The sequence below is a fragment of the Cellulomonas sp. URHE0023 genome, assembly GCF_000688475.1.
Lineage (GTDB): Bacteria > Actinomycetota > Actinomycetes > Actinomycetales > Cellulomonadaceae > Cellulomonas.
Map to the genome: position 1 here is coordinate 500,850 of NZ_JIAN01000006.1, position 19,436 is coordinate 520,285.

Below are 19,436 nucleotides of genomic sequence, written 5' to 3' on the forward strand. Positions count from 1 at the left end.
AGGAGGTCACACGCGTGCCGTGTCCCGGCGGAACCGCCAGGCCGCACCGAACCCGAACACGGCGGCCCAGGCCACGACGTTGACGACGGCCCAGATGCTGACGCCGTCACCCGTCAGGGGTGCGCGGACCAGCTCGGCCAGGCCGTAGGTGGGCGTGAACTTGGCGAGCGTCGCGAACACGCCCTCCCCGAGCGGGACGAACAGACCGCCGGCGAAGGCCAGCAGCGCCAGGCTCGGGCCGAGGATCTGCATGACGTTCTCCGACGGCAGCAGGTAGCCCATGAACAGACCGAACGCCGCGAACACGACCGAGCCCACCCACGCGAGCACGAGCGACTCTGCGAGGACTCTGGCACCCCCCGTGGCACCCGACGCCAGGCCCACACCACCGACGACGATGACCGCGGCCAGACCCATCACCATCGCGACCGCGACCTTGGTGAAGACGTACGTGGACGGTCGCAGCGGCGTGAGGCGCAGCTGGCGGGTCCAGCCCTGAGCGCGCTCGACCGAGACGCTCGCACCGCCGCTCGTGGTGGCGATCATGGCGCCGTACAGCGCCATCGAGACCATGATGTACGCGGTCACGTTCGCATGGCCGACGGACTGCGTCGTGTAGTCCTCGGCCGTGCCGAAGAGCAGGAAGAACACCGGCGGCATCACCAGCGTGAAGACCACGGTGCGGCGGTTCCGGACCAGCCGGCGCAGCTCGACGCCGAGGAAGCGGACGTTCACCAGCCCGGTCCGTGGCGCGCGGTCGGTCGACGTCGCGATCGTGGAGGTCGTCGGGGCTGTGGCGCTCATGCGTTGCTCCTGGTGGTCTCGGTGGCCTCGTCGGCCTCGGCGTGGTCGCCCGTCAGCGCGAGGAACGCGTCCTCGAGACCTCGGGCGGTGATCTCGACGTCGGAGGCCGTGGTGCTGGTGAGAAGGTGGCGGGCGACGCCGTCGGAGTCGGACGTCCGCACGAGGATCCGGTCGCCACGCAGCTCGACACCCTGGACGCCGGGCAGGCTCTCCACGGCCGCGGTCTGGGCGGGGGTGATGTCCGGCAGCGACGCACTCACGATCCGGCCGGACGCCAGGTTCTTGATCTGCGCGGCGGACCCGTCGGCCACGATCTTGCCGCGGCTGACCAGCACGATCCGGTCGGCGTAGGCGTCTGCCTCCTCCAGGTAGTGCGTCGCGAAGAGGATCGTCCGGCCGCGCGACGCGTCGGCGCGCAGCGCGGTCCAGAAGTCCCGACGGCCCTCGACGTCCATCCCGGTGGTCGGCTCGTCGAGGACGATCACGTCCGGGTCGGGCAGCAGGGCCAGCGCGAAACGCAGGCGCTGCTGCTGGCCGCCGGAGCACTTGCCCACCCGGCGGTCCGCGATGTCGGCGATGCCGGCACGCGTGAGCACCTCCGGCACGCTGCGCGCCGAGCGGAAGAACGACGCGGTCAGCTCGACCGTCTCGCCGACGGTCAGGTCCTTGAGCAGCCCGCCGCTCTGCATGACGGCCGAGACCCGTCCCTCGGCGATGGCCCGGCCGGGCTCCAGCCCCAGGACGGAGACCGAACCCTGGTCCGGGTTCGCCAGGCCGAGCAGCATGTCGATCGTCGTCGTCTTGCCCGCACCGTTGGGGCCGAGGAACGCGACGACCTCACCGGGCGAGACCGCGAGGTCGATCCCGTCGACGGCGCGCACCGTTCCGAAGGACTTGTGCAAGCCGCGCAGGTCGATCGCCAGCGGGCTCGGACCGGCGGGTGCCGGCGTGGGGAGCGTGTCGGTGAATGTCATGGCTCGATCTTGTCGACCCAGGCACTCGCACGTCCCGGCCGACCGTCACCCGATCGAGATGACGGATGTCACCACGGTGGCCGTCGCGAACGGGTCGGCAGCCTGAGGGCCGCCGACCCGTTCGCGTCTGGTCGTCAGGCGCCGACGAGCCGCTGCGCGAGGTAGCCGGTGACCTTGTCGAGCGAGACCCGCTCCTGCGTCATGTCGTCGCGGTGCCGGATGGTCACGGCCTGGTCCTCGAGCGTGTCGAAGTCGACCGTGATGCAGAACGGCGTGCCGATCTCGTCCTGGCGGCGGTACCGGCGGCCGATGGCACCGGCGTCGTCGAAGTCGACGTTCCAGTTCTTGCGCAGCTCGGCGGCGAGGTCCCGGGCCTTGGGCGAGAGGGACTCGTTGCGCGACAGCGGCAGGACGGCGGCCTTGACCGGAGCCAGGCGCGGGTCGAGCTTGAGCACCGTGCGGACGTCGACACCGCCCTTGGTGTTGGGGGCCTCGTCCTCGGTGTACGACTCGACGAGGAACGCCATGAGGCTCCGCGTCAGACCGGCGGCGGGCTCGATCACGTAGGGCACGTAGCGTGTGTTCGTCGCCTGGTCGAAGTACGAGAGGTCCTGACCGGAGTGCTCGGAGTGCGTCTTGAGGTCGAAGTCGGTGCGGTTGGCGATGCCCTCGAGCTCACCCCACTCGCTGCCCTGGAAGCCGAAGCGGTACTCGATGTCGACGGTGCGCTTCGAGTAGTGCGAGAGCTTCTCCTGCGGGTGCTCGAAGTGCCGCAGGTTGTCGCGAGCGATGCCCAGGTCGACGTACCAGTCGGTACGCGTGTCGATCCAGTACTGGTGCCAGGTCTCGTCCGTGCCGGGCTCGACGAAGAACTCCATCTCCATCTGCTCGAACTCGCGGGTGCGGAAGATGAAGTTCCCGGGCGTGATCTCGTTGCGGAACGACTTGCCGATCTGGCCGATCCCGAACGGGGGCTTCTTGCGGGCCGTCGTCGACACGTTCGCGAAGTTCACGAAGATGCCCTGCGCGGTCTCCGGGCGCAGGTAGTGCAGGCCGGACTCGTCCTCGACCGGGCCCAGGTACGTCTTGAGCATCATGTTGAAGTCGCGGGGCTCGGTCCACTGACCGCGGGTGCCGCAGTTGGGGCAGGCGATGTCGCCGAGGCCGTTCTCGGGCGCACGGCCCTTCTTCTCCTCGAACTCCTCGACGAGGTGGTCCTCGCGGAAGCGCTTGTGACAGCTCAGGCACTCGGTCAGCGGGTCGGTGAAGACGCCGACGTGCCCGGAGGCGACCCAGACCTGGCGGGGCAGGATCACCGACGAGTCCAGGCCGACGATGTCGTCGCGGCCCTGCACCATGGTGCGCCACCACTGCTTCTTGATGTTCTCCTTCAGCTCGACACCGAGGGGTCCGTAGTCCCACGCGGACCGGGTGCCTCCGTAGATCTCACCGCTGGGGAAGACGAAGCCGCGCCGCTTGGCGAGGGAGACGACAGAGTCCAGTCGGGAAGGTGCCACGTTCGATCACTCCAGGGTGGTGGCGCCCGCGGCTGGGTGTCGCGGGCGGGCGGACCGCGACGTCGTCGCGGATTGAGCAGCGCTTCAGGTTACCGGTGAAGCGGCACAACGGTTTTGACAATCGTTCTCGATTACGATGAGAATGATCCCCATGATCCCCCCCGCGCTACGGGTCGCCGCCCTGCTGACCGGCCCCGCGTTGCTCGTCGGGTCCGCGCTCACCGGCTGCGCCACCGACGCACAGTCCCCGGTCGCCGACGGGACGGTGGACGTCATGGCGTCGTTCTACCCTCTGGAGCACGTCGTGCAGGAAGTGGGCGGAGAGCGCGTCACGGTCCGATCACTGACGCCGCCGGGTGCCGAGCCGCACGACGTCGAGCTCTCCCCCGCGCAGGTCTCCCGGCTGGACCAGGCCGATCTCGTGGTCTACCTGTCAGGGTTCCAGCCGGCAGTCGACGACGCCGTCGCGCTCACAGGCCCCGACCACGTCGTCGACGCAGCTCAGGACACCGAGCTGCTCACCACCGACGAGGAGCACGAGGCCGGTTCCGGGGAGCCCCTAGCCGAGGAGCACGACCGGAGTGCCTACGACCCGCACTTCTGGCTGGACCCGACCCGCATGCCCGCGCTCGTCCAGGACGTCGCCGAGACCCTGAGCGAGATCGACCCGGACGGCGCGACGCAGTACGCCGCCAACGCCGCCGCGCTCACCCAGCGGTTCGACGACCTCGACACGGCCTACTCCGACGGCCTCGCCGACTGCCGGACCCGGACGTTCGTCACCTCGCACGCGGCGTTCGGGTACCTCGCGGACCGGTACGACCTCGAGCAGGTCGGCATCTCCGGGATCGACCCCGAGGCAGAGCCGTCACCCGCCCGGCTCGCCGCCGTCGAGAAGATCGTCCGCAGCGAGGACATCAGCACGATCTTCTTCGAGAGCCTGGTCAGCCCGAAGGTCGCCGAGACCTTGGCCTCCGACCTCGGCATCACCGCGGCGGTGCTCGACCCGATCGAGGGCCTCGCGGACCCCGCGGACGACTACTTCTCCATCGCCGCACGCAACCTCGACGCCCTGCGCACGGACCTGGAGTGCACATGAGCAGCCCGTCGACCCACCCGACGCCCGTGATCGAGGCGACCGACCTCGGCGTGACCATCGGCGGCCAGCCGATCCTCGCCGGCATCGACCTGACGGTGGCGCAGGGCGAGGTCCTCGCGCTCCTCGGCGCCAACGGCTCCGGGAAGTCGACCCTGGTCCGGAGCCTGCTGGGTGTCATCCCCATGACGACCGGCGCCGTCCGCCTGTTCGGTGCACCGCTCGGTCCGACGGCCCCGTGGAACCGCATCGGCTATGTCCCCCAGCGGCTGCCTGCCGCATCCGGGATCCCCGCCACGGCGCTCGAGGTGGTGACGTCCGGGCTCCTGCACGGGCGGATGCTCCGTCGACCGCACGGACATCGCCAGCGGGCCCTCGACGCCCTCGCCGACGTGGGCCTCGCCGACCGGGTGCACCAGCAGGTTCAGGAGATGTCCGGCGGCCAGCAGCAGCGCGTGCTGATCGCCCGTGCCCTCGTGTGCCGGCCGGACCTGCTCGTGCTCGACGAGCCTACGTCCGGCATCGACATCCCGACGCAGACCACCTTCGTCGAGACGATCAGCCGCCTGCACGAGGCGGGGACCACGGTCGTCGTGATCCTGCACGAGCTCGGGCCCTTCGCCCCGCTCATCGACCGAGCAGTGGTGCTGCGGCACGGACGCGTCGCGCACGACGGCTCGCCGCCCCACGCCCGCGACGAGCACGCCGGCGAGTGGCACGACCACACGCACGCACACTCCGACCCTGAGGAACCGCCCTCGCCGTTCACCGTGGAGGTGCTCCCGTGACCGCCTGGGACCAGGTCGTCGAGCTGCTGACGTCTCCCCTCATGCAACGAGCCCTGATCGCCGCCGTGCTCGTCGGTGCGGCTGCGCCGGTCGTCGGCACGTTCCTGGTGCAGCGGCGCATGGCCCTCATGGGTGACGGCATCGGCCACGTCGCCCTCACGGGGGTCGCGGTCGGCTGGCTCGTCGGCAGCTGGGCCGGGCTGGTCCCCCAGGACGCCCTGGCCGTGCCGGGCGCCGTGGTCGCGGCGATCGCCGGGTCGATCGTCATCGAGCTGGTGCGCGAACGGGGCCGCACCAGCGGCGACCTCGCCCTGGCTCTGATGTTCTACGGCGGCATCGCTGGTGGCGTGCTGCTCATCAAGGTCGCGGGCGGCACCAACGCCAACCTCGTCAGCTACCTGTTCGGGTCGATCTCCACCGTGTCGACGACCGACCTGTGGTGGACCGCCGGACTGGCAGCCCTCGTGCTCGGTGCCGGCCTCGGCCTGCGCACCGCACTGTTCGCGGTCAGCCACGACGAGGAGTTCGCCCGCGCCAGCGGCCTTCCCGTGCGCCTCCTGTCGATGCTCATCGCCACGATCGCCGCACTGACCGTCACGATCGCGATGCGCGTGGTGGGCCTTCTCCTGGTCAGCGCGCTCATGATCGTGCCGGTGGCGATCGCGCAGCTGTACGCCAGGTCGTTCAGCCGCACGATGACCGCCGCGAGCATCATCGGCGTCGTGGTCAGCGTCGTCGGACTCGTCATCACGTACTGGCACGACATCCCGCCGGGCGCGACGATCGTCGTCCTGGCGATCCTCGTCTACGGGGTCGGCGCTGCGGTACGCCCTCTGGTCCGGCGCCCGGTCCCCCCACGGGACCCGCACCCGGACATGGTCGACGACGTCCTGCTCGTCGACGACACGGTCATCGATCCGCCCTCACGTACGATCGCGGAGTGAACGTCCGGGACGCCTACCACCTCGGCGGGGTCCCTGTCGGCATCGCGATCGTCGGGCTGTTCGTCATCGTGATGGCCCGATCGCACGCCACGTACTGGGCCGGGCGCGGTGTGGTCCGCGGAGCGCAGGGCACCCATCAGCATGACCGCGGCCCCGGCTGGTGGCACTCGACCATGGACAGGCTCGAGCAGTGGACCAGCACGAGCGCCGCCCAGAAGGGCCTCGGCATGGTGCGCCGCTGGGGCGCTCTCGCCGTCATGCTGGCCTACCTGACCGTCGGGCTGCAGACCGCGATCTTCGCGTCCGCCGGGCTGGTCCGGATGCCGTACCTGCGGTTCACGCTCGCCTCGATCCCCGGCGCCCTCGTCTGGGCGGTGGTCTGGGCGACCATCGGCTTCGGCGCCGTCTGGGGGGCGCTCAACCTGTTCGACGCGTCTCCGTGGGCGCTTCTTGCCGGGGTGCTTGTGCTGGCCGTCGTGATCGGCGGGCTCGTGTGGTTCCGGCTGTCTCGTCGCGCGCGGCGAGACGTGCCGGTCGAGCCGGCCGTGCCTGCGGACCCGGCCTGACGTCAGCCGCGCCCGACGCAGAACTGGTTGCCGTCCGGGTCCGCCAGCACGGTCCATGCGACGGGACCCGCCTCGTGCTCGGCGACGAACGTCGCGCCGTTGGACACCAGCCGCTCGATCGCGCCGGCCGGGTCCTGCGGCCGCAGGTCGATGTGCACCCGGTTCTTGCCCGGCGTCGGGTGCGTGACCTTCTGGAACCCGAGCCACGGACCACCCTCGGGCGGCACGACCATGACGTACCAGCCGTCGTGGTCGTCGCGGACGGTGCCACCGAGCTGCGCGGCCCACCACGCGGCGAGCGCCCGGGCATCGGCCGTGTCGAATGTGATCATCTCCACGGTGAACGCCATCTGGACGACTGTAGCCGGAACCGCCGACATCACCCCGGGCTGGAACCTTCCGCCCTGTCGACCGCCCCGCCGTAGCGACGGTCGCGGCGCGCGTACGTCTCGACCGCGCGCCACAGGTGCCGGCGGTCCACGTCCGGCCAGGGCTCGTCCAGGAACACGAGCTCGGCGTAGGCGGCCTGCCAGATCATGAAGTTCGACGTCCGCTGCTCGCCCGAGGACCGCAGGAAGAGGTCGACGTCCGGCAGGTCGGGCTCGTCGAGGTACTTCGCGAACAGCTTCTCGTTGACCTTCTCCGGCCTGATCCGACCGGCCGCGACCTCGCGGGCGATGGCCTGTGCCGCATCGGCGATCTCGGCGCGACCGCCGTAGTTCACGCACATGGTCAACGTGACCGTGGAGTTGCCCTTGGTCAGCTCCTCGGCGGTCTCGAGCTCGTTGATCACGGACCGCCAGAGCCTCGGACGCCGGCCCGCCCACCGCACGCGCACCCCCCAGGAGTTCATGAGGTCGCGGCGCCTGCGCAGCACGTCACGGTTGAAGCCCATGAGGAAGCGGACCTCGTCGGGTGAGCGCGACCAGTTCTCGGTGGAGAAGGCGTACGCCGAGACGTGCTCCACGCCGATCTCGATGGCCCCGGCGACCACGTCGAGGAGCGAGGCCTCCCCCGCCTTGTGGCCCTCGACACGGGGCAGCCCACGCGCGTTCGCCCAGCGGCCGTTGCCGTCCATGACCACGGCCACGTGCTTGGGCACGAACTCCTTGGGGATGCTCGGCGGACGGGCGCCCGACGGGTGCGGGTACGGCGGTTCGACAGGGTGCGGCACGACGGACATTGTGCCGCGCCAGCCGATGTGAAACCGAATGGTTGCACTATGCGGGTCGAGCACCTACGGTGAAGTGCAATTTATCGGTTGCACATCGGAAGGGACCCGCACCATGAGCAGCACAAGCCTGACCCTCACCTTCACCGTCGACCAGAGCGCCGACGAGGTCTTCACGGCCATCAACGACGTCCGCGGGTGGTGGGCCGGCCCGCCGGCACCGACCGAACCGCAGATCGAGGGCCGTACCGACGAGCTCGGCGCGGAGTTCACCTACCGCGTCACCGACGTGCACTACGTCAAGTTCCGGATCACCGAGCTGGTCCCGAGCACCCGCATCGCGTGGCTGGCGCTCGAGAGCGAGCTCACGTTCATCGCCAACCGGCAGGAGTGGAACGGCACGACGGTCACGTTCGACATCGCTGAGAACGGCGGACGCACCCAGGTGGTGTTCACCCACGTCGGGCTCGTCCCCGAGCACGAGTGCTACGAGGTCTGCGACGACTCGTGGAGCTCCTACGTGCTGGGGAACCTGCGTCGCTTCATCGAGACGGGCTCGAAGGACCCCGTCGCGTCCGCGTTCGCGTCCGCTCTGTAGTGAGCGGGGGCCGGTGGTCGGGCGGTCAGACCCGCTCGACCATCGGCAGCGAGCGCAGCTGACGCTCCAGGTGGAACTGGCAGAACGCGGCGACCAGACCGTTGCCCTCGCCGCGATGCCGCTCGGCACTCGCTTCCGCGACAGACCAGTCGCCCGCGAGCAGGGCGGCGAGCAGCTCGAACGTCTGCGGAGCGGGCGCCGCGGCCCCTGGCGGGCGGCAGGCCCGACAGACCGCACCGCCCGACGCGACGGCGAAGGCCGAGTGCGGACCGGGCTCGCCGCAGCGCGCGCAGTCCGTGAAGCTCGGCGCCCAGCCGGCAACGGCCAGCGCGCGCAGCAGGTAGGAGTCGAGAACGAGGCCCGGAGCGTGCTCGCGGGCTGCGAGCGCCCGGACCGCACCGACCAGCAGCCAGTACTGCTGCAGCGACGGTTCCCGCTCGGCCTCGACCAGCCGGTCCGCCGTCTCGAGCATCACGGCGCCCGCGGTGTACAGGGTGTAGTCCTCGCACACCTGACGCCCGTACGACCCGAGGGTCTCGGCCTGCGTCACGATGTCCAGGTTGCGGCCCGTGCTCAGCTGCACGTCGACGTGCATGAACGGCTCCAACCGCGAGCCGAACCGCGATGAGGTCCGGCGCACACCCTTGCCCACCGCACGCACCTTGCCGTGCGACCGGGTCAGGAGGGTGACGATGCGATCGGCCTCCCCCAGCTTGTGGGTACGCAGCACGATCGCCTCGTCGCGATAGAGGCTCACCGTCCTAGTCTCCCCCGGACCGCCCACAGCGACCGCCCGCCGCGCTGGAGCCGTCAGCACCTCACCGTGGGACGGGGCCGAGCCGGATCCGGTCGAGCAGGCCGTCCGGCGTCACGGTGCTGAAGTCCCAGTCCGAGTGGATCCACCAGGTGACGCCGGCATCCTCGAGCGTCGCAGCACGGTCCCGGGCCTGCACGGGGTCGGACGGCAGCACCCCCTCGACGACGAGCTCGAACGGCTCACCTCCGCGCTGCTCGGACACCCAGGCCCGCACCTCGCGCAGCTGGTCCGGGCTCAGCGGGTCGAACCCGTCCTCCCTGCGGATCGGCAGCACGCCGTCACGACCGGCGGCCCGACGCATCGACCGAGGAGCGAACCACGACCCGATCACCCACACGGGGATGCGTCCGTGCACGGGCCGCGGCTGGAACACGAGGTCGCTGACCCGGTGGTGGGTGCCCTCGAAGCTGAACGGCTCACCGGTCCAGGCGAGGTCGAGGATGGCGAGCGAGTCGTCGAGCAGGGCCGCCCGCTCCTTGACGTCGACGCTCTCACCGGACACGCGGCTGTAGGCGCCGTCGTCGACGGCACCGAGCCCGACGGGCAGCACGAGCCGGCCACCGGAGAGGTGGTCGACCGTCAGTGCCTGCCGGGCGACCTCCCACGGCTTGCGTCGCGGCAAGGAGAACACCATGGCGCCGAGCGTGATCCGACGGGTCCGGACCGCGGCCGCGCCGAGCAGCGTCCACGGGTCGAAGGTGTCCATCGCACCGACGCTGATGCCGTCCCACGCGAAGAACCCGTCCCAGCCGGCCTCCTCGGCGGCGACCGCCATCTCGATCGACTGGGCGGCCGAGCCGCAGGACGCGGTGACACCGAACTTCATGCCGCCGACGCTACGCCGGACCGCCGACACGCGTCAGGGCGCCGCCCAGGTCCGGCACGCTGCCGGCCTCCGTACGTCGCTCGCGCCGCCGACACCTGGGATACGCGTTCCGTCGAGGGGTGGTGACGGAAGGCGGGGCAGGGGTCAGCGGCGCGAGGATGCGCACAGCGGTCGACGGGGTCGCCGAGACGACGCTGCACACGCCCGGAGCCGGCGGGGATGGCGCCGCTCCGGGACGAAGCGGCGTCCGTCAGCGCTCGTGCCGGTTGACGGCCGAGATGATCGCCTTGAGCGAGGCGGTCGTGATGGACGGGTCGATGCCGACGCCCCACAGGATCTCGTCGCCGATCGCGCACTCGACGTACGCAGCCGCGGCTGCGTCACCGCCCGCGGAGAGCGCGTGCTCGGCGTAGTCGAGCACCGCGACGTTCACGCCGAGGTCCTTGAGCGCGGACACGAACGCGGCCACCGGGCCGTTGCCCGAACCGGTCAGCGTGCGCCGGACCTCACGGTCGACAAGGTCGACCTCCAGGGTGTCCGGGCCGTCCTCGACGCTCGTGCCCCGGGTGCCACGCAGCGAGAACCGGCCCCACGGCGCGAACGGGCTGCCCTCCTCGACCGGCAGGTACTCGTCGTTGAAGATGTGCCACAGCTCGTCGGCCGTGACCTCGGTGCCGTGCTGGTCGGTGTGCCTCTGCACCACCTGCGAGAACTCGATCTGCAGCCTGCGCGGCAGGTCCAGGTCCTTCTCGGACTTCATCAGGTAGGAGATGCCGCCCTTACCGGACTGGGAGTTGACGCGGATGATCGCCTCATAGGACCGCCCTACGTCCTTCGGGTCGATCGGCAGGTACGGGACCGCCCAGACGAGGTCGTCGACCGAGACGCCCTGCGCCGCGGCCGAGACCTCCATGGCGCTCAGGCCCTTCTTGATCGCGTCCTGGTGCGAGCCCGAGAAGGCCGTGAACACCAGGTCACCGCCGTACGGGTGCCGCTCGCCGACAGGCAGCTGGTTGCAGCGTTCGACGGTGCGACGGATGTGGTCGATGTCGGAGAAGTCGATCTCCGGGTCCACGCCCTGGCTGAACAGGTTCATGCCGAGCGTGACCAGGTCGACGTTCCCCGTGCGCTCGCCGTTTCCGAACAGGCAGCCCTCGATGCGGTCCGCGCCCGCCAGGTATCCCAGCTCGGCCGCGGCGACCGCCGTGCCCCGGTCGTTGTGGGGGTGCAGCGACAGGACGACGCTCTCGCGGTAGCGCAGGTTGCGGCTCATCCACTCGATCGAGTCCGCGTAGACGTTCGGCGTGGCCATCTCGACCGTGGCCGGCAGGTTGATGATCACCTTGCGGTCGGGCGTCGGCGCCAGCTCGTCCAGCACCGCGTTGCAGATCCGCAGCGCGTACTCCAGCTCCGTTCCCGTGTACGACTCGGGCGAGTACTCGTAGTACACGTCCGTGTCCGGGACGAGCTCCTCGTACTTCTTGCAGAACCGGGCACCGGAGACCGCGATGTCCACGATCCCGTCCTCGTCGGACCGGAACACCACCTCGCGCTGCAGCGTGGACGTGGAGTTGTAGAGGTGCACGATCGCCTGCTTGGCGCCGGCGATCGCCTCGTACGTCCGCTCGATCAGGTGCTCACGCGCCTGCGTCAGCACCTGGATGACCACGTCATCGGGGATCAGGTCGTCCTCGATGAGCTTGCGGACGAAGTCGAAGTCCGTCTGGGAGGCGGACGGGAAGCCGACCTCGATCTCCTTGAAGCCCATCTGCACCAGCAGCTCGAACATCTCGAGCTTGCGGGCGGGATTCATCGGCTCGATCAGCGCCTGGTTGCCGTCGCGCAGGTCCACGGCACACCAGCGGGGGGCCTTGGTGATGCGGCGGTCCGGCCACTGCCGGTCGGGCAGCTCGACGCGGATCTGCTCGTCGAAAGGGCGGTACTTGTGCACCGGCATCGACGACGGCTTCTGCGCGCTCGTCTCCAGATAGCTCATGGGGTCCTCGTCCTTCGGGGCGTTCGGCGGGGGGTCAGCCGGCACACGCGACACCGCGACGAGGATGCGGCCTAGAGGGCCTCGTCGCGGCAACGAAGAAGGAGGGTGATCCCGAGCACGAACTCACCGTACCCCGAACACGGACCTCCACCGCAACCTCGGTCTCAGTGCGAGACCGGTCGCGTCACCGCAGCGCGACCAGGAGGTCGTCGCCCAGGGCGTACAGCTGGGTGCCCAGCCGGACCACGCGCGACGTCCCGTCCGGCAGCGGCAGCCGCCACTCGACGCCTCCGTCGGCGAGGTCGAGCGCCACCAGCACGGGGTGGTCGTCGACGCCGCCGCTGAGCACCGCCACCCGGCGTCCGTCCGAGACCGCCGACCCGGAGACCGCCCCCAGATCCCTCACCCAGACCAGCGAGCCGTCGGAGGTGTCGAGTCCGGCGAGCGTCCCCCCGCTGCGCACCACCACACGACCAGCCACGTCGACCGAGACGCGCGTGGCCTTGGTCGTCGTGCGCCAGACCTGCTGGTCGGCGCCAGCGCGGTAGGCCCGGACGCCGTCGACGCCCAGCCCGTCCGAGGTGAACGTGAGAGCCGACGACCCGTCGGACACGTCCACGGGCAGCACCGAACCCTCCGCGGTCAACCACGGCTCGCCGAGGCCCGAGGACAACGAGGAGCGCGCGACGATCGCGGAGTCGAGCACCCGGTAGTGCTCGCGCACCAGGGTCCCGTCCGCGGTGAGCCGGGTCTCGTCGACTCTGGGCTCGGTCGAGGGCGCCGGTCTCTCGCCGGTCTCCTCGTCGAGCAGGACCGACGTGTCGGCGCCCGAGACCAGCACCAGACCGCCTGCGACGACCATGCGCAGACGGCCGTTGATCTTGGTCCGGCCCGAGGCGTACCACTGCGAGTGCCAGACCTGCCGGCCTGTCACCGGCTCGATCCGGCTGATCGCCAACCGCCCGGACGCGTAGGTCGCCACCACGAGGTCCGCACCGGCCGCCGCGGTCGCCTGGACCCAGCCGCTGATCGGGTGCTGCGACCGCACCGCGCCGTCCATGGGATCGATCGCCCAGAGCGTCGACACCCCGACGGGGCTGTCCGGGACCTGGGCGAGGCCGCGCGGGTCCGGTGCAGGTGACGGACCGGCGACACACGTCACGAGCGTTCCTGCCGACCGGCATGCGACCGCGTCAGGGATGGGGTCAGCGCCCAGCGCAACCGCCCACCGTGTCGCGCCGGTGACCGCGTCGAGGCCGACGACCCGGCGGTCGCCCGCGTCCACGGACCCTGCGGTCACCACGAGCACGTCGCCGACCAGCACCGGAGCGACGCCACCGTCGACGTCCGCCGTCCACGGCACCTCCGGGACCGAACGCAACGAGTCGACCGCTCCGACGAAGGACGCCGGACCGAGCACCCGGGCGCGCTCCCGCTCGAGGAGCCAGTGCGGCCCGGCAGCCACCCCGCCCGCAAGAAGGACGACCGCGACCACGGCGATCACCCCGGCGGTCGCCGGCCGGCGCGACGCCCAGGTCCGCACGTGCGCGGCCGCCTCGTGCAGGCGTTCGGGCGCGGACCGGGCGGGCGCCGACCCGACCGTCGCGTCGTCGTCCAGTCCTACGAGCTGCATCACCGGCCGTTCGGCCAGGCGTCGCTGCGCCATGAACCGACTCTAGGCCGCCTCTAGGCTGTGGGGCCGGTCGTGGGTACTCGCACCAGCCGCATCGAGCAGTCGCCGAACACCACCGTCGAACCGACTCTGATGCGGACCTGCTGGTCGACCCCGCAGACGACCTGACCGCCGTCGGGCAGGTTCACGACCGTGCCGTTGGTCGACCCGCGGTCCGCCACCCAGACGCCCGACGGCTCGACGCCGATCTGGAGGTGGGTCTTGGACACCGAGCGCGTGGGGTCCGCGACCCGGACGAGCTGCACCGGGGCGTCCGAGGCCGGGTTGCGTCCCACGAGCGCAGTCCGCTCGATGCTCACGTGGCGCCCGTCCGAGAGCTCGAACTCCGCGGCCGGGCGGTCCGTGGCCGGCGGCGGAACGGCCGGCAGGTCTGCTCGCGGCGCCGCCGGACGGGTCAGCTCGAGCTCGGGCGTCAGGCCGTAGGCGAGCCCCTGGCGCACGACCGGCATGGTCCGGGTGTCCAGGTCCGGGCTGCTGCGGCGCGGGGTGACCGGGGAGAGCAGGAGCGGCGGAGCGGACGGCTGCCGGACCGCCGTGGGGCTGAGCGTGGCAGCCCACTCGGGGAGGGGCGCAGGCCCGCGCGTCAGCGTCGACGGCTCGGCGGCTCGCTGCGGGCTGCGCCATGGTGGCCGCTCGGCGAGCGCGAGGGCCGACCGGCGGACGTCCAGCACCTCGTCGCCGGCGGCGCGGTCGTGCCAGCCGCGGTTGCGGCGGGTCCGGTCCAAGAACGGGGAGGCCAGCACGACCGCGGCGCCGACCAGCAGGACCGCTGCACCCGCCAGGACGACCACGGTGCGCACGAAGATGCGCGCAGGGCCGACCGGTTCACGCGTCTCGACGTCGAGGGTACGCACGCCCATCGCCAGCCGCCCGAGGGTCCACCCGTACCGTCCGTGCAGCAACCAGTGCGCAATCACGACGCCGCCCGTGAGGGCCATCCCGATCGTCACCAGCCGCAGGGCGTCCTGGGACGCGGCGGTCGACGGCTCGGCACGGGCCCACGCGACCACCCCGACGACCACGAGCCAGCCGGCGGCGACCAGCCAGGCGACGACGTCGAGCGACGCGGCGACGAACCTACGGCCCATCGACGCGGGCGGCGCTGCGTTCAGGCGCGCGGACCGGGCGTTCACCTGTGCTCCTTCGAGATCGAGCGGGCGTTCGGGCATGGGTGGGCGGACACCGCGGGCTACCGGCGGGCGGTCGAGCGGCGAGCCGCACGACGTCGCCGCTTCTCGTCTCGCAGGGAGACGGTCGAGACCCGCGCACGGACACGACGTCGCCATCCCACGCTGTGCGCCATGGCTGCGACGGCGACCTGGACGTCCGACCAGTATGCGGCCACCTGCTCCGGAGCCGGAGTCGCCGGGCTGAACACCGCTCGGTCGGCCGACCGCGCCAGGGCACCCACCCGCGACGCGACGAGCGCTCCGTCGGGCACGTCCTCGAACGACGCCGCGAGGGCTCTTGCCGACTCGTTGCGCGTGGCCAGGCCGCCCGTCGGATGCCGCAGGTCACGCGCAGCATCGAGAAGCTCGTCCCATCCCCCAGCGACCCGCGCCACAGGGTCCGCGGTCCGCCGCCGACGCCGGCGCCTACGGACCTTCAGCAGCACGATCACGACGAACGGGGACACGAGCACGACCAACGGGATGCTGACGACACCGGCGAGGCGCGTCACGCGAAGCCACAGAGGTGCCTCGTCGTCGGTCGGTTCCGAGTCGTCCACCTGGGGCTGCTCCGTGTCCTCGTCCGGCGGCGTGACGTCACCGGGCGGAGGAGGCGGCGGCTGGACCACCTGCGGGTTCGGCTCGGACTGCTTCTCCCGGTCGTTCTCCTGCGGCGTCTGCTCAGGCGGCGGCGTCGGGTCGAACGGGAGCCAGCCGTACCCCTGGAAGGCGATCTCGACCCAGGCCTGGATGTCCTTGCCGGTCACCGTCGTCGAGCCGTCGGCCGACTCACCGTCCGCGTCGATCGAGGGCACGAAGCCGAGCACCACACGCGCAGGCAGCCCCATGTCGCGCGCCATCAGCGCCAACGCGGCCGCGTACTGCTCGCCGTCGCCCACCATGACGTCCGCGCCGAGCAGAGACGTGACCCTGTCCGCCCCGTGGCCGGACAGCGACGGGTAGTCGCCGGCGTCGACGTTGCCGTGGCTGAAGTAGCCCTGCTCGTTGAGCCAGCTCGAGAGAGCCGATGCGATCTGCACGGGACTGCCGGCATCGCGCGCCACGTCGGCCGCGGTGATCGAGACGATGTCCGGGACGCCGGACGGCGCCGGCTGAGCGATGTCCGCGGCCGGTGCACGACCGACGGTCTCCGCGTCGGCCACCGGCGGCACGATGACGTCGACCTCGTACGTGAGTCCCCTGTGCACGCCCTCGGTGACGACGGCCGCACCGGTCGCGTCGTTGTACCGCAGGCCGTTCGCCGCGGCCGGGTCGGTGACGTCGAACGAGGTCGCCTGCCCGACGGTCGGCAGCCACACGCCCTGAAGGTCCTCGACGCGGATCGTCACCTTCGCCTGCTGACCGCGCGCGCTGGTCTCGATCACGTCCCCGACGCGCCTGAACTCCCCCGACGCCTCCGCAGAGCCGTCACCGGCGACGTTCCAGACGATGCCGTCGTAGCGATCCATCGTCGCGAGCCGGACCCGTGCGCCGTCCGGCAGACCAGCGACCGTGAACAACGGCGTGTCCGCGTCCTGCTTCACGAAGTCCCGGAACGCCGAGAGCGGACTCGGGTAGTCGCGGGGGTCGAACGGCGGCACGATCTCGTCGCGGACCACGAACCGTTCGGTCGACGCCACGACCGCCGGCGCCCCGAACGTGCCCGCCGCGACCGCGACGACCAGCAGCATCGTGGTCGAGACCAGGCGTCGAGCCCGCAGACCACCGGACCGCCATGCGGCCCACGGGAGCAGGACCACGGCGAGCACGGTTCCCGTGAGGACCGGAGGGATCGACGGCGTCCGGGTGCCGAGCACGATCGCACCCACGACGGCGACGACCGGGAGCAGGGCGGCCGAGGCCGCGACCGCAGGACGGCGCGCCCGCAGGGCCAGCGTGACGGCGATGGCTGCGCCGGCGAGAGCCATCGAGAACATCGCGACGAGCAGCGTCCCGCTCGTACCGACCGGAGGCTGGAGCGTGAGCATCTGCTTCCACGTCGACGCCAGACCGCTGGCGAGCTCGGTGATCGTGCTCGGCGTCGGCAGAAAGCCGGCGATCGTGCTGTTCGGTGCGGCCAACGGTCCACCGGCGACGAAGAACACGAGCACCAGCACCGCCACCACGGTCACGGCCGACCACCGGCGCCACGCACCGACACCGGCGACCGCGACGCCGAGTGCCAGCCCTCCCACGAGCGCGGGGACCGCAGCCTGCTCGCCGTACACCGACAGCAGCGGCAGCAGGGCAAGTCCCAGCATGGCGACGAGCACCGCGGTGTCCGTCGACCCTGCCCGCAGCGAGCGCGGGCGAGCGGCTGTCGTCATGCCGTCACCCGCCGCAGCAGGCGGGGCAGGTCGTCGAGCGCGCCGAGGGTCGCGACGCTGAGCGAGCCACGCGTGCGCACCGACAGGTCGGCGCCACGCTCGCAGCACAGGACGACGGTCCGCGTCCCGGTCGGAACATGGCGGGACCCGAGCCGCAGCTCTGCCGCAGTGGGGACCGAGCCCGTCACCAGCATCGCGACCGACGCCTCGGGTGCCTCCCGGGCGACGCGTCGGCCGAGCAGCGCCATGCCGGCACCGCTCGAGCTCAGCTGCAGCCCGGAGCAGTCGTCCAGGAGCAGCGGTGGCGTCTCCACCCGGAGCGTCCCAGGCCCCGCGAGGACGGCGAGCTCGCGCTCCTCGCGGAGCGTCTGGACACCGACCGAGGCGACGACCGAGACCGCCAGCTCGAACTCGTCGTCGTCGGCGTAGTCCCGGGGGTCCGTGGCCAGCGCCAGGGCCGTCTGCGTCCGCCGGGTGTCCTCGAACTGCTTGACCATGAGGCTGCCGCGCCGAGCGGTCGTCCGCCAGTGGATGTACCGGCGGTCGTCGCCTGCCACGTAGTCGCGCAGCGCGTGGAACGACAGGTCGGAGTCCGACAGGTCACGCGTGGCCTGCCCCTCGAGATCCCGCAGGAGTCCTGAGCTTGCTCCGGCCAGCGAGACGAGCAGCGGGTGGACGAACAGCTCGACCGGTCGGGTCCAGCGCACGCTGCGCCGCGCCAGCCCGAACGGGTCGCCCCGGACGGAGCGCACCGGTCCGACCACGATGACGGCACGTCGCGCCGTGGGGATGGCGAACAGGTCGTCGTGCTCAACGCCGGAGGCCAGTGCGGGCACCGAGAACTCGGCGGTGACCGCGCCGACAGGCAGCTCGACGCGCGAAGGCAAGGACCTGCGTCGTGCGATGTTGCGCACCACCAGCCGACCGAGCGCACGCTCGCCCACGCGGACGCGCCGGTCCGCCATGTCGAGCGTGATCTCGTACCGCGAGCGACCGACCGTCATGAGCACCGCGACGATCAGCACCGCCGCCAGGGCCGCGCCGATCGCCGCGACCTCCAGCCACCCGAGCCAGCGGGCCAGCACGAGGCAGCCGACGGACAGGACCGCCACTGCCCAGCCGACCGGTGAGACTCGCAGACCCATGGTGCTCAGGCCGCCCGCAGGGCAGGCGGTGCCGTCGTCTCGAGGATGCGGGCCAGCACGTCGACCGCGGTCACGCCTGCGAACTCTGCCTCGGTGTCGAGGATGAGCCGGTGCGCGAGGACAGGCTGGGCCAGGTCCTTGATGTCGTCGGGGATGACGTACTCGCGGCCCGCCGCGGCAGCCCAGACCTTGGCCGTGCGGACCAGGGCCAGACCACCGCGGATGCTCGCGCCGATCGCCGTCTGCGGGTCGTCGCGAGTCGCCTCGGTCAGGCGTGCGACGTAGTCCAGCACCACGTCGTCGATGTGCACGGTCTGCGCGAGGTCCGCCATCGTCCCCACGGCCTCGGTGGTGATGCGCGCCTGCAGGTTCGTGGTGCGGTCCTTCGCGCCCGCGAGGATCTCGATCGTCGACGACCGGTCGGGGTAGCCGAGCGAGGTCTTGATCAGGAACCGGTCCAGCTGCGCCTCGGGCAGGCGGTACGTGCCGGCCTGCTCGATCGGGTTCTGCGTCGCGATGACCATGAACGGACGGCCGACCGGGTGGGTCACACCGTCGACCGTGATGTTGCCCTCCTCCATGACCTCGAGGAGCGCGGCCTGCGTCTTGGGAGACGCCCGGTTGATCTCGTCGGCGAGCACGACGGACGCGAAGATCGGGCCCGGGTGGAACTCGAAGCGGTGCGTCCCCTGGTCGTAGATCGTCACGCCCGTGACGTCCGACGGCAGCAGGTCGGGCGTGAACTGGATCCGGTGGTGGCTGCCCTGCACCGTGGCCGCAAGCGCCTTGGCCAACGACGTCTTCCCTGTGCCCGGGGCGTCCTCGAGCAGCAGGTGCCCCTCGGCGATCATCGCGGTCAGCGCGAGCCGGACGGTGTGGTCCTTGCCGAGCAGCGCGAGCCCCACGTTGGACACCAGGGCCTCGAAGGTCTCGGCGAACCAGGTGCTCTGTTCGGGGTCCATGTGCGCGATCTCCAGGTGGTCGTTCAACAGGTCATGGTCGGTT

General features: G+C 71.3%; 18 protein-coding genes. 5 read left to right on the forward strand and 13 right to left on the reverse strand.

Annotated elements, in window-relative coordinates:
- Nucleotides 1-6 precede the first annotated feature (6 nt).
- From N553_RS0111600 to N553_RS0111610, 3 genes are all read right to left on the reverse strand, one after another.
- Entirely contained in the window at nucleotides 7-804 is a 798-nt protein-coding gene (locus N553_RS0111600; protein ID WP_051640096.1) for an ABC transporter permease, read from the reverse strand.
- Nucleotides 801-1,778, reverse strand: a complete 978-nt coding sequence (locus N553_RS0111605; RefSeq protein ID WP_028046656.1) for an ABC transporter ATP-binding protein — start codon at nucleotides 1,776-1,778, stop codon at nucleotides 801-803. The genes N553_RS0111600 and N553_RS0111605 overlap by 4 nt, the downstream gene beginning before the upstream one ends.
- Before the next feature lie 134 nt (nucleotides 1,779-1,912).
- On the reverse strand, nucleotides 1,913-3,295 hold the full coding sequence (locus N553_RS0111610) for a glycine--tRNA ligase (RefSeq protein WP_028046657.1): 1,383 nt from the start codon (nucleotides 3,293-3,295) through the stop codon (nucleotides 1,913-1,915).
- 151 nt (nucleotides 3,296-3,446) lie between these two features.
- Between N553_RS0111610 and N553_RS0111615 the strand changes: the two genes are divergently transcribed.
- From N553_RS0111615 to N553_RS0111630, 4 genes are read left to right on the forward strand one after another with little or no spacing between them, the layout of a single operon-like run.
- On the forward strand, nucleotides 3,447-4,394 hold the full coding sequence (locus N553_RS0111615) for a metal ABC transporter substrate-binding protein (RefSeq protein WP_231505242.1): 948 nt from the start codon (nucleotides 3,447-3,449) through the stop codon (nucleotides 4,392-4,394).
- On the forward strand, nucleotides 4,391-5,179 hold the full coding sequence (locus tag N553_RS0111620; protein ID WP_028046659.1) for a metal ABC transporter ATP-binding protein: 789 nt from the start codon (nucleotides 4,391-4,393) through the stop codon (nucleotides 5,177-5,179). Before N553_RS0111615 ends, N553_RS0111620 begins: the two co-directional genes overlap by 4 nt.
- Nucleotides 5,176-6,123, forward strand: a complete 948-nt coding sequence (locus tag N553_RS22380) for a metal ABC transporter permease (RefSeq protein ID WP_034621825.1) — start codon at nucleotides 5,176-5,178, stop codon at nucleotides 6,121-6,123. The genes N553_RS0111620 and N553_RS22380 overlap by 4 nt, the downstream gene beginning before the upstream one ends.
- Nucleotides 6,120-6,689, forward strand: coding sequence for a DedA family protein (locus N553_RS0111630; RefSeq protein ID WP_028046660.1), 570 nt, complete (start codon nucleotides 6,120-6,122; stop codon nucleotides 6,687-6,689). The genes N553_RS22380 and N553_RS0111630 overlap by 4 nt, the downstream gene beginning before the upstream one ends.
- A 2-nt stretch (nucleotides 6,690-6,691) precedes the next feature.
- Here N553_RS0111630 and N553_RS0111635 read toward each other — a convergent pair whose 3' ends face one another.
- Together N553_RS0111635 and N553_RS22385 are read right to left on the reverse strand one after the other, a co-directional pair.
- Nucleotides 6,692-7,039: a VOC family protein gene (locus N553_RS0111635; RefSeq protein ID WP_028046661.1), complete on the reverse strand. Its 348-nt coding sequence runs from the start codon at nucleotides 7,037-7,039 to the stop codon at nucleotides 6,692-6,694.
- 29 nt (nucleotides 7,040-7,068) lie between these two features.
- On the reverse strand, nucleotides 7,069-7,872 hold the full coding sequence (locus N553_RS22385; protein ID WP_034621827.1) for an isoprenyl transferase: 804 nt from the start codon (nucleotides 7,870-7,872) through the stop codon (nucleotides 7,069-7,071).
- Between the two features lie 103 nt (nucleotides 7,873-7,975).
- On the opposite strand from N553_RS22385, the gene N553_RS0111645 reads away from it, so the two are divergent.
- Nucleotides 7,976-8,458, forward strand: a complete 483-nt coding sequence (locus tag N553_RS0111645; protein WP_028046662.1) for an SRPBCC domain-containing protein — start codon at nucleotides 7,976-7,978, stop codon at nucleotides 8,456-8,458.
- Between the two features lie 25 nt (nucleotides 8,459-8,483).
- On the opposite strand, the gene recO is transcribed toward N553_RS0111645, so the two are convergent.
- From recO to N553_RS0111685, 8 genes are all read right to left on the reverse strand, one after another.
- Nucleotides 8,484-9,215: a DNA repair protein RecO gene (gene recO / locus N553_RS0111650; protein WP_028046663.1), complete on the reverse strand. Its 732-nt coding sequence runs from the start codon at nucleotides 9,213-9,215 to the stop codon at nucleotides 8,484-8,486.
- Between the two features lie 61 nt (nucleotides 9,216-9,276).
- On the reverse strand, nucleotides 9,277-10,101 hold the full coding sequence (locus N553_RS0111655; protein ID WP_028046664.1) for an LLM class flavin-dependent oxidoreductase: 825 nt from the start codon (nucleotides 10,099-10,101) through the stop codon (nucleotides 9,277-9,279).
- Between the two features lie 250 nt (nucleotides 10,102-10,351).
- Nucleotides 10,352-12,097 (reverse strand): 2-isopropylmalate synthase, encoded by a 1,746-nt coding sequence (gene leuA, locus N553_RS0111660; RefSeq protein WP_028046665.1) that lies wholly within the window; start codon nucleotides 12,095-12,097, stop codon nucleotides 10,352-10,354.
- A gap of 184 nt (nucleotides 12,098-12,281) precedes the next feature.
- A complete protein-coding gene (locus N553_RS0111665; protein ID WP_028046666.1) occupies nucleotides 12,282-13,763 on the reverse strand; it encodes a PQQ-binding-like beta-propeller repeat protein in 1,482 nt (493 codons plus the stop codon).
- A 20-nt stretch (nucleotides 13,764-13,783) separates the two neighbouring features.
- A complete protein-coding gene (locus N553_RS0111670) occupies nucleotides 13,784-14,923 on the reverse strand; it encodes an RDD family protein (protein ID WP_197030019.1) in 1,140 nt (379 codons plus the stop codon).
- Nucleotides 14,924-14,979: 56 nt separating this feature from the next.
- On the reverse strand, nucleotides 14,980-17,286 hold the full coding sequence (locus N553_RS22390) for a transglutaminase domain-containing protein (RefSeq protein ID WP_051640097.1): 2,307 nt from the start codon (nucleotides 17,284-17,286) through the stop codon (nucleotides 14,980-14,982).
- On the reverse strand, nucleotides 17,283-18,431 hold the full coding sequence (locus N553_RS0111680; RefSeq protein ID WP_028046668.1) for a DUF58 domain-containing protein: 1,149 nt from the start codon (nucleotides 18,429-18,431) through the stop codon (nucleotides 17,283-17,285). The genes N553_RS22390 and N553_RS0111680 overlap by 4 nt, the downstream gene beginning before the upstream one ends.
- A 5-nt stretch (nucleotides 18,432-18,436) precedes the next feature.
- Entirely contained in the window at nucleotides 18,437-19,393 is a 957-nt protein-coding gene (locus tag N553_RS0111685; protein ID WP_028046669.1) for a MoxR family ATPase, read from the reverse strand.
- Nucleotides 19,394-19,436 lie beyond the last annotated feature (43 nt).

Bases quoted from the DNA above. Each gene is read 5' to 3' on its own strand.
- N553_RS22390 (WP_051640097.1), bottom strand. From the start codon at position 17,286: ATGACGACAGCCGCTCGCCCGCGCTCGCTGCGGGCAGGGTCGACGGAC.
- N553_RS22385 (WP_034621827.1), bottom strand. From the start codon at position 7,872: ATGTCCGTCGTGCCGCACCCTGTCGAACCGCCGTACCCGCACCCGTCG.
- leuA (WP_028046665.1), bottom strand. From the start codon at position 12,097: ATGAGCTATCTGGAGACGAGCGCGCAGAAGCCGTCGTCGATGCCGGTG.
- N553_RS0111665 (WP_028046666.1), bottom strand. From the start codon at position 13,763: ATGGCGCAGCGACGCCTGGCCGAACGGCCGGTGATGCAGCTCGTAGGA.
- N553_RS0111635 (WP_028046661.1), bottom strand. From the start codon at position 7,039: ATGGCGTTCACCGTGGAGATGATCACATTCGACACGGCCGATGCCCGG.
- N553_RS0111620 (WP_028046659.1), top strand. From the start codon at position 4,391: ATGAGCAGCCCGTCGACCCACCCGACGCCCGTGATCGAGGCGACCGAC.
- N553_RS0111680 (WP_028046668.1), bottom strand. From the start codon at position 18,431: ATGGGTCTGCGAGTCTCACCGGTCGGCTGGGCAGTGGCGGTCCTGTCC.
- N553_RS0111685 (WP_028046669.1), bottom strand. From the start codon at position 19,393: ATGGACCCCGAACAGAGCACCTGGTTCGCCGAGACCTTCGAGGCCCTG.
- N553_RS0111645 (WP_028046662.1), top strand. From the start codon at position 7,976: ATGAGCAGCACAAGCCTGACCCTCACCTTCACCGTCGACCAGAGCGCC.
- N553_RS0111615 (WP_231505242.1), top strand. From the start codon at position 3,447: ATGATCCCCCCCGCGCTACGGGTCGCCGCCCTGCTGACCGGCCCCGCG.
- N553_RS0111600 (WP_051640096.1), bottom strand. From the start codon at position 804: ATGAGCGCCACAGCCCCGACGACCTCCACGATCGCGACGTCGACCGAC.
- N553_RS0111605 (WP_028046656.1), bottom strand. From the start codon at position 1,778: ATGACATTCACCGACACGCTCCCCACGCCGGCACCCGCCGGTCCGAGC.
- N553_RS0111655 (WP_028046664.1), bottom strand. From the start codon at position 10,101: ATGAAGTTCGGTGTCACCGCGTCCTGCGGCTCGGCCGCCCAGTCGATC.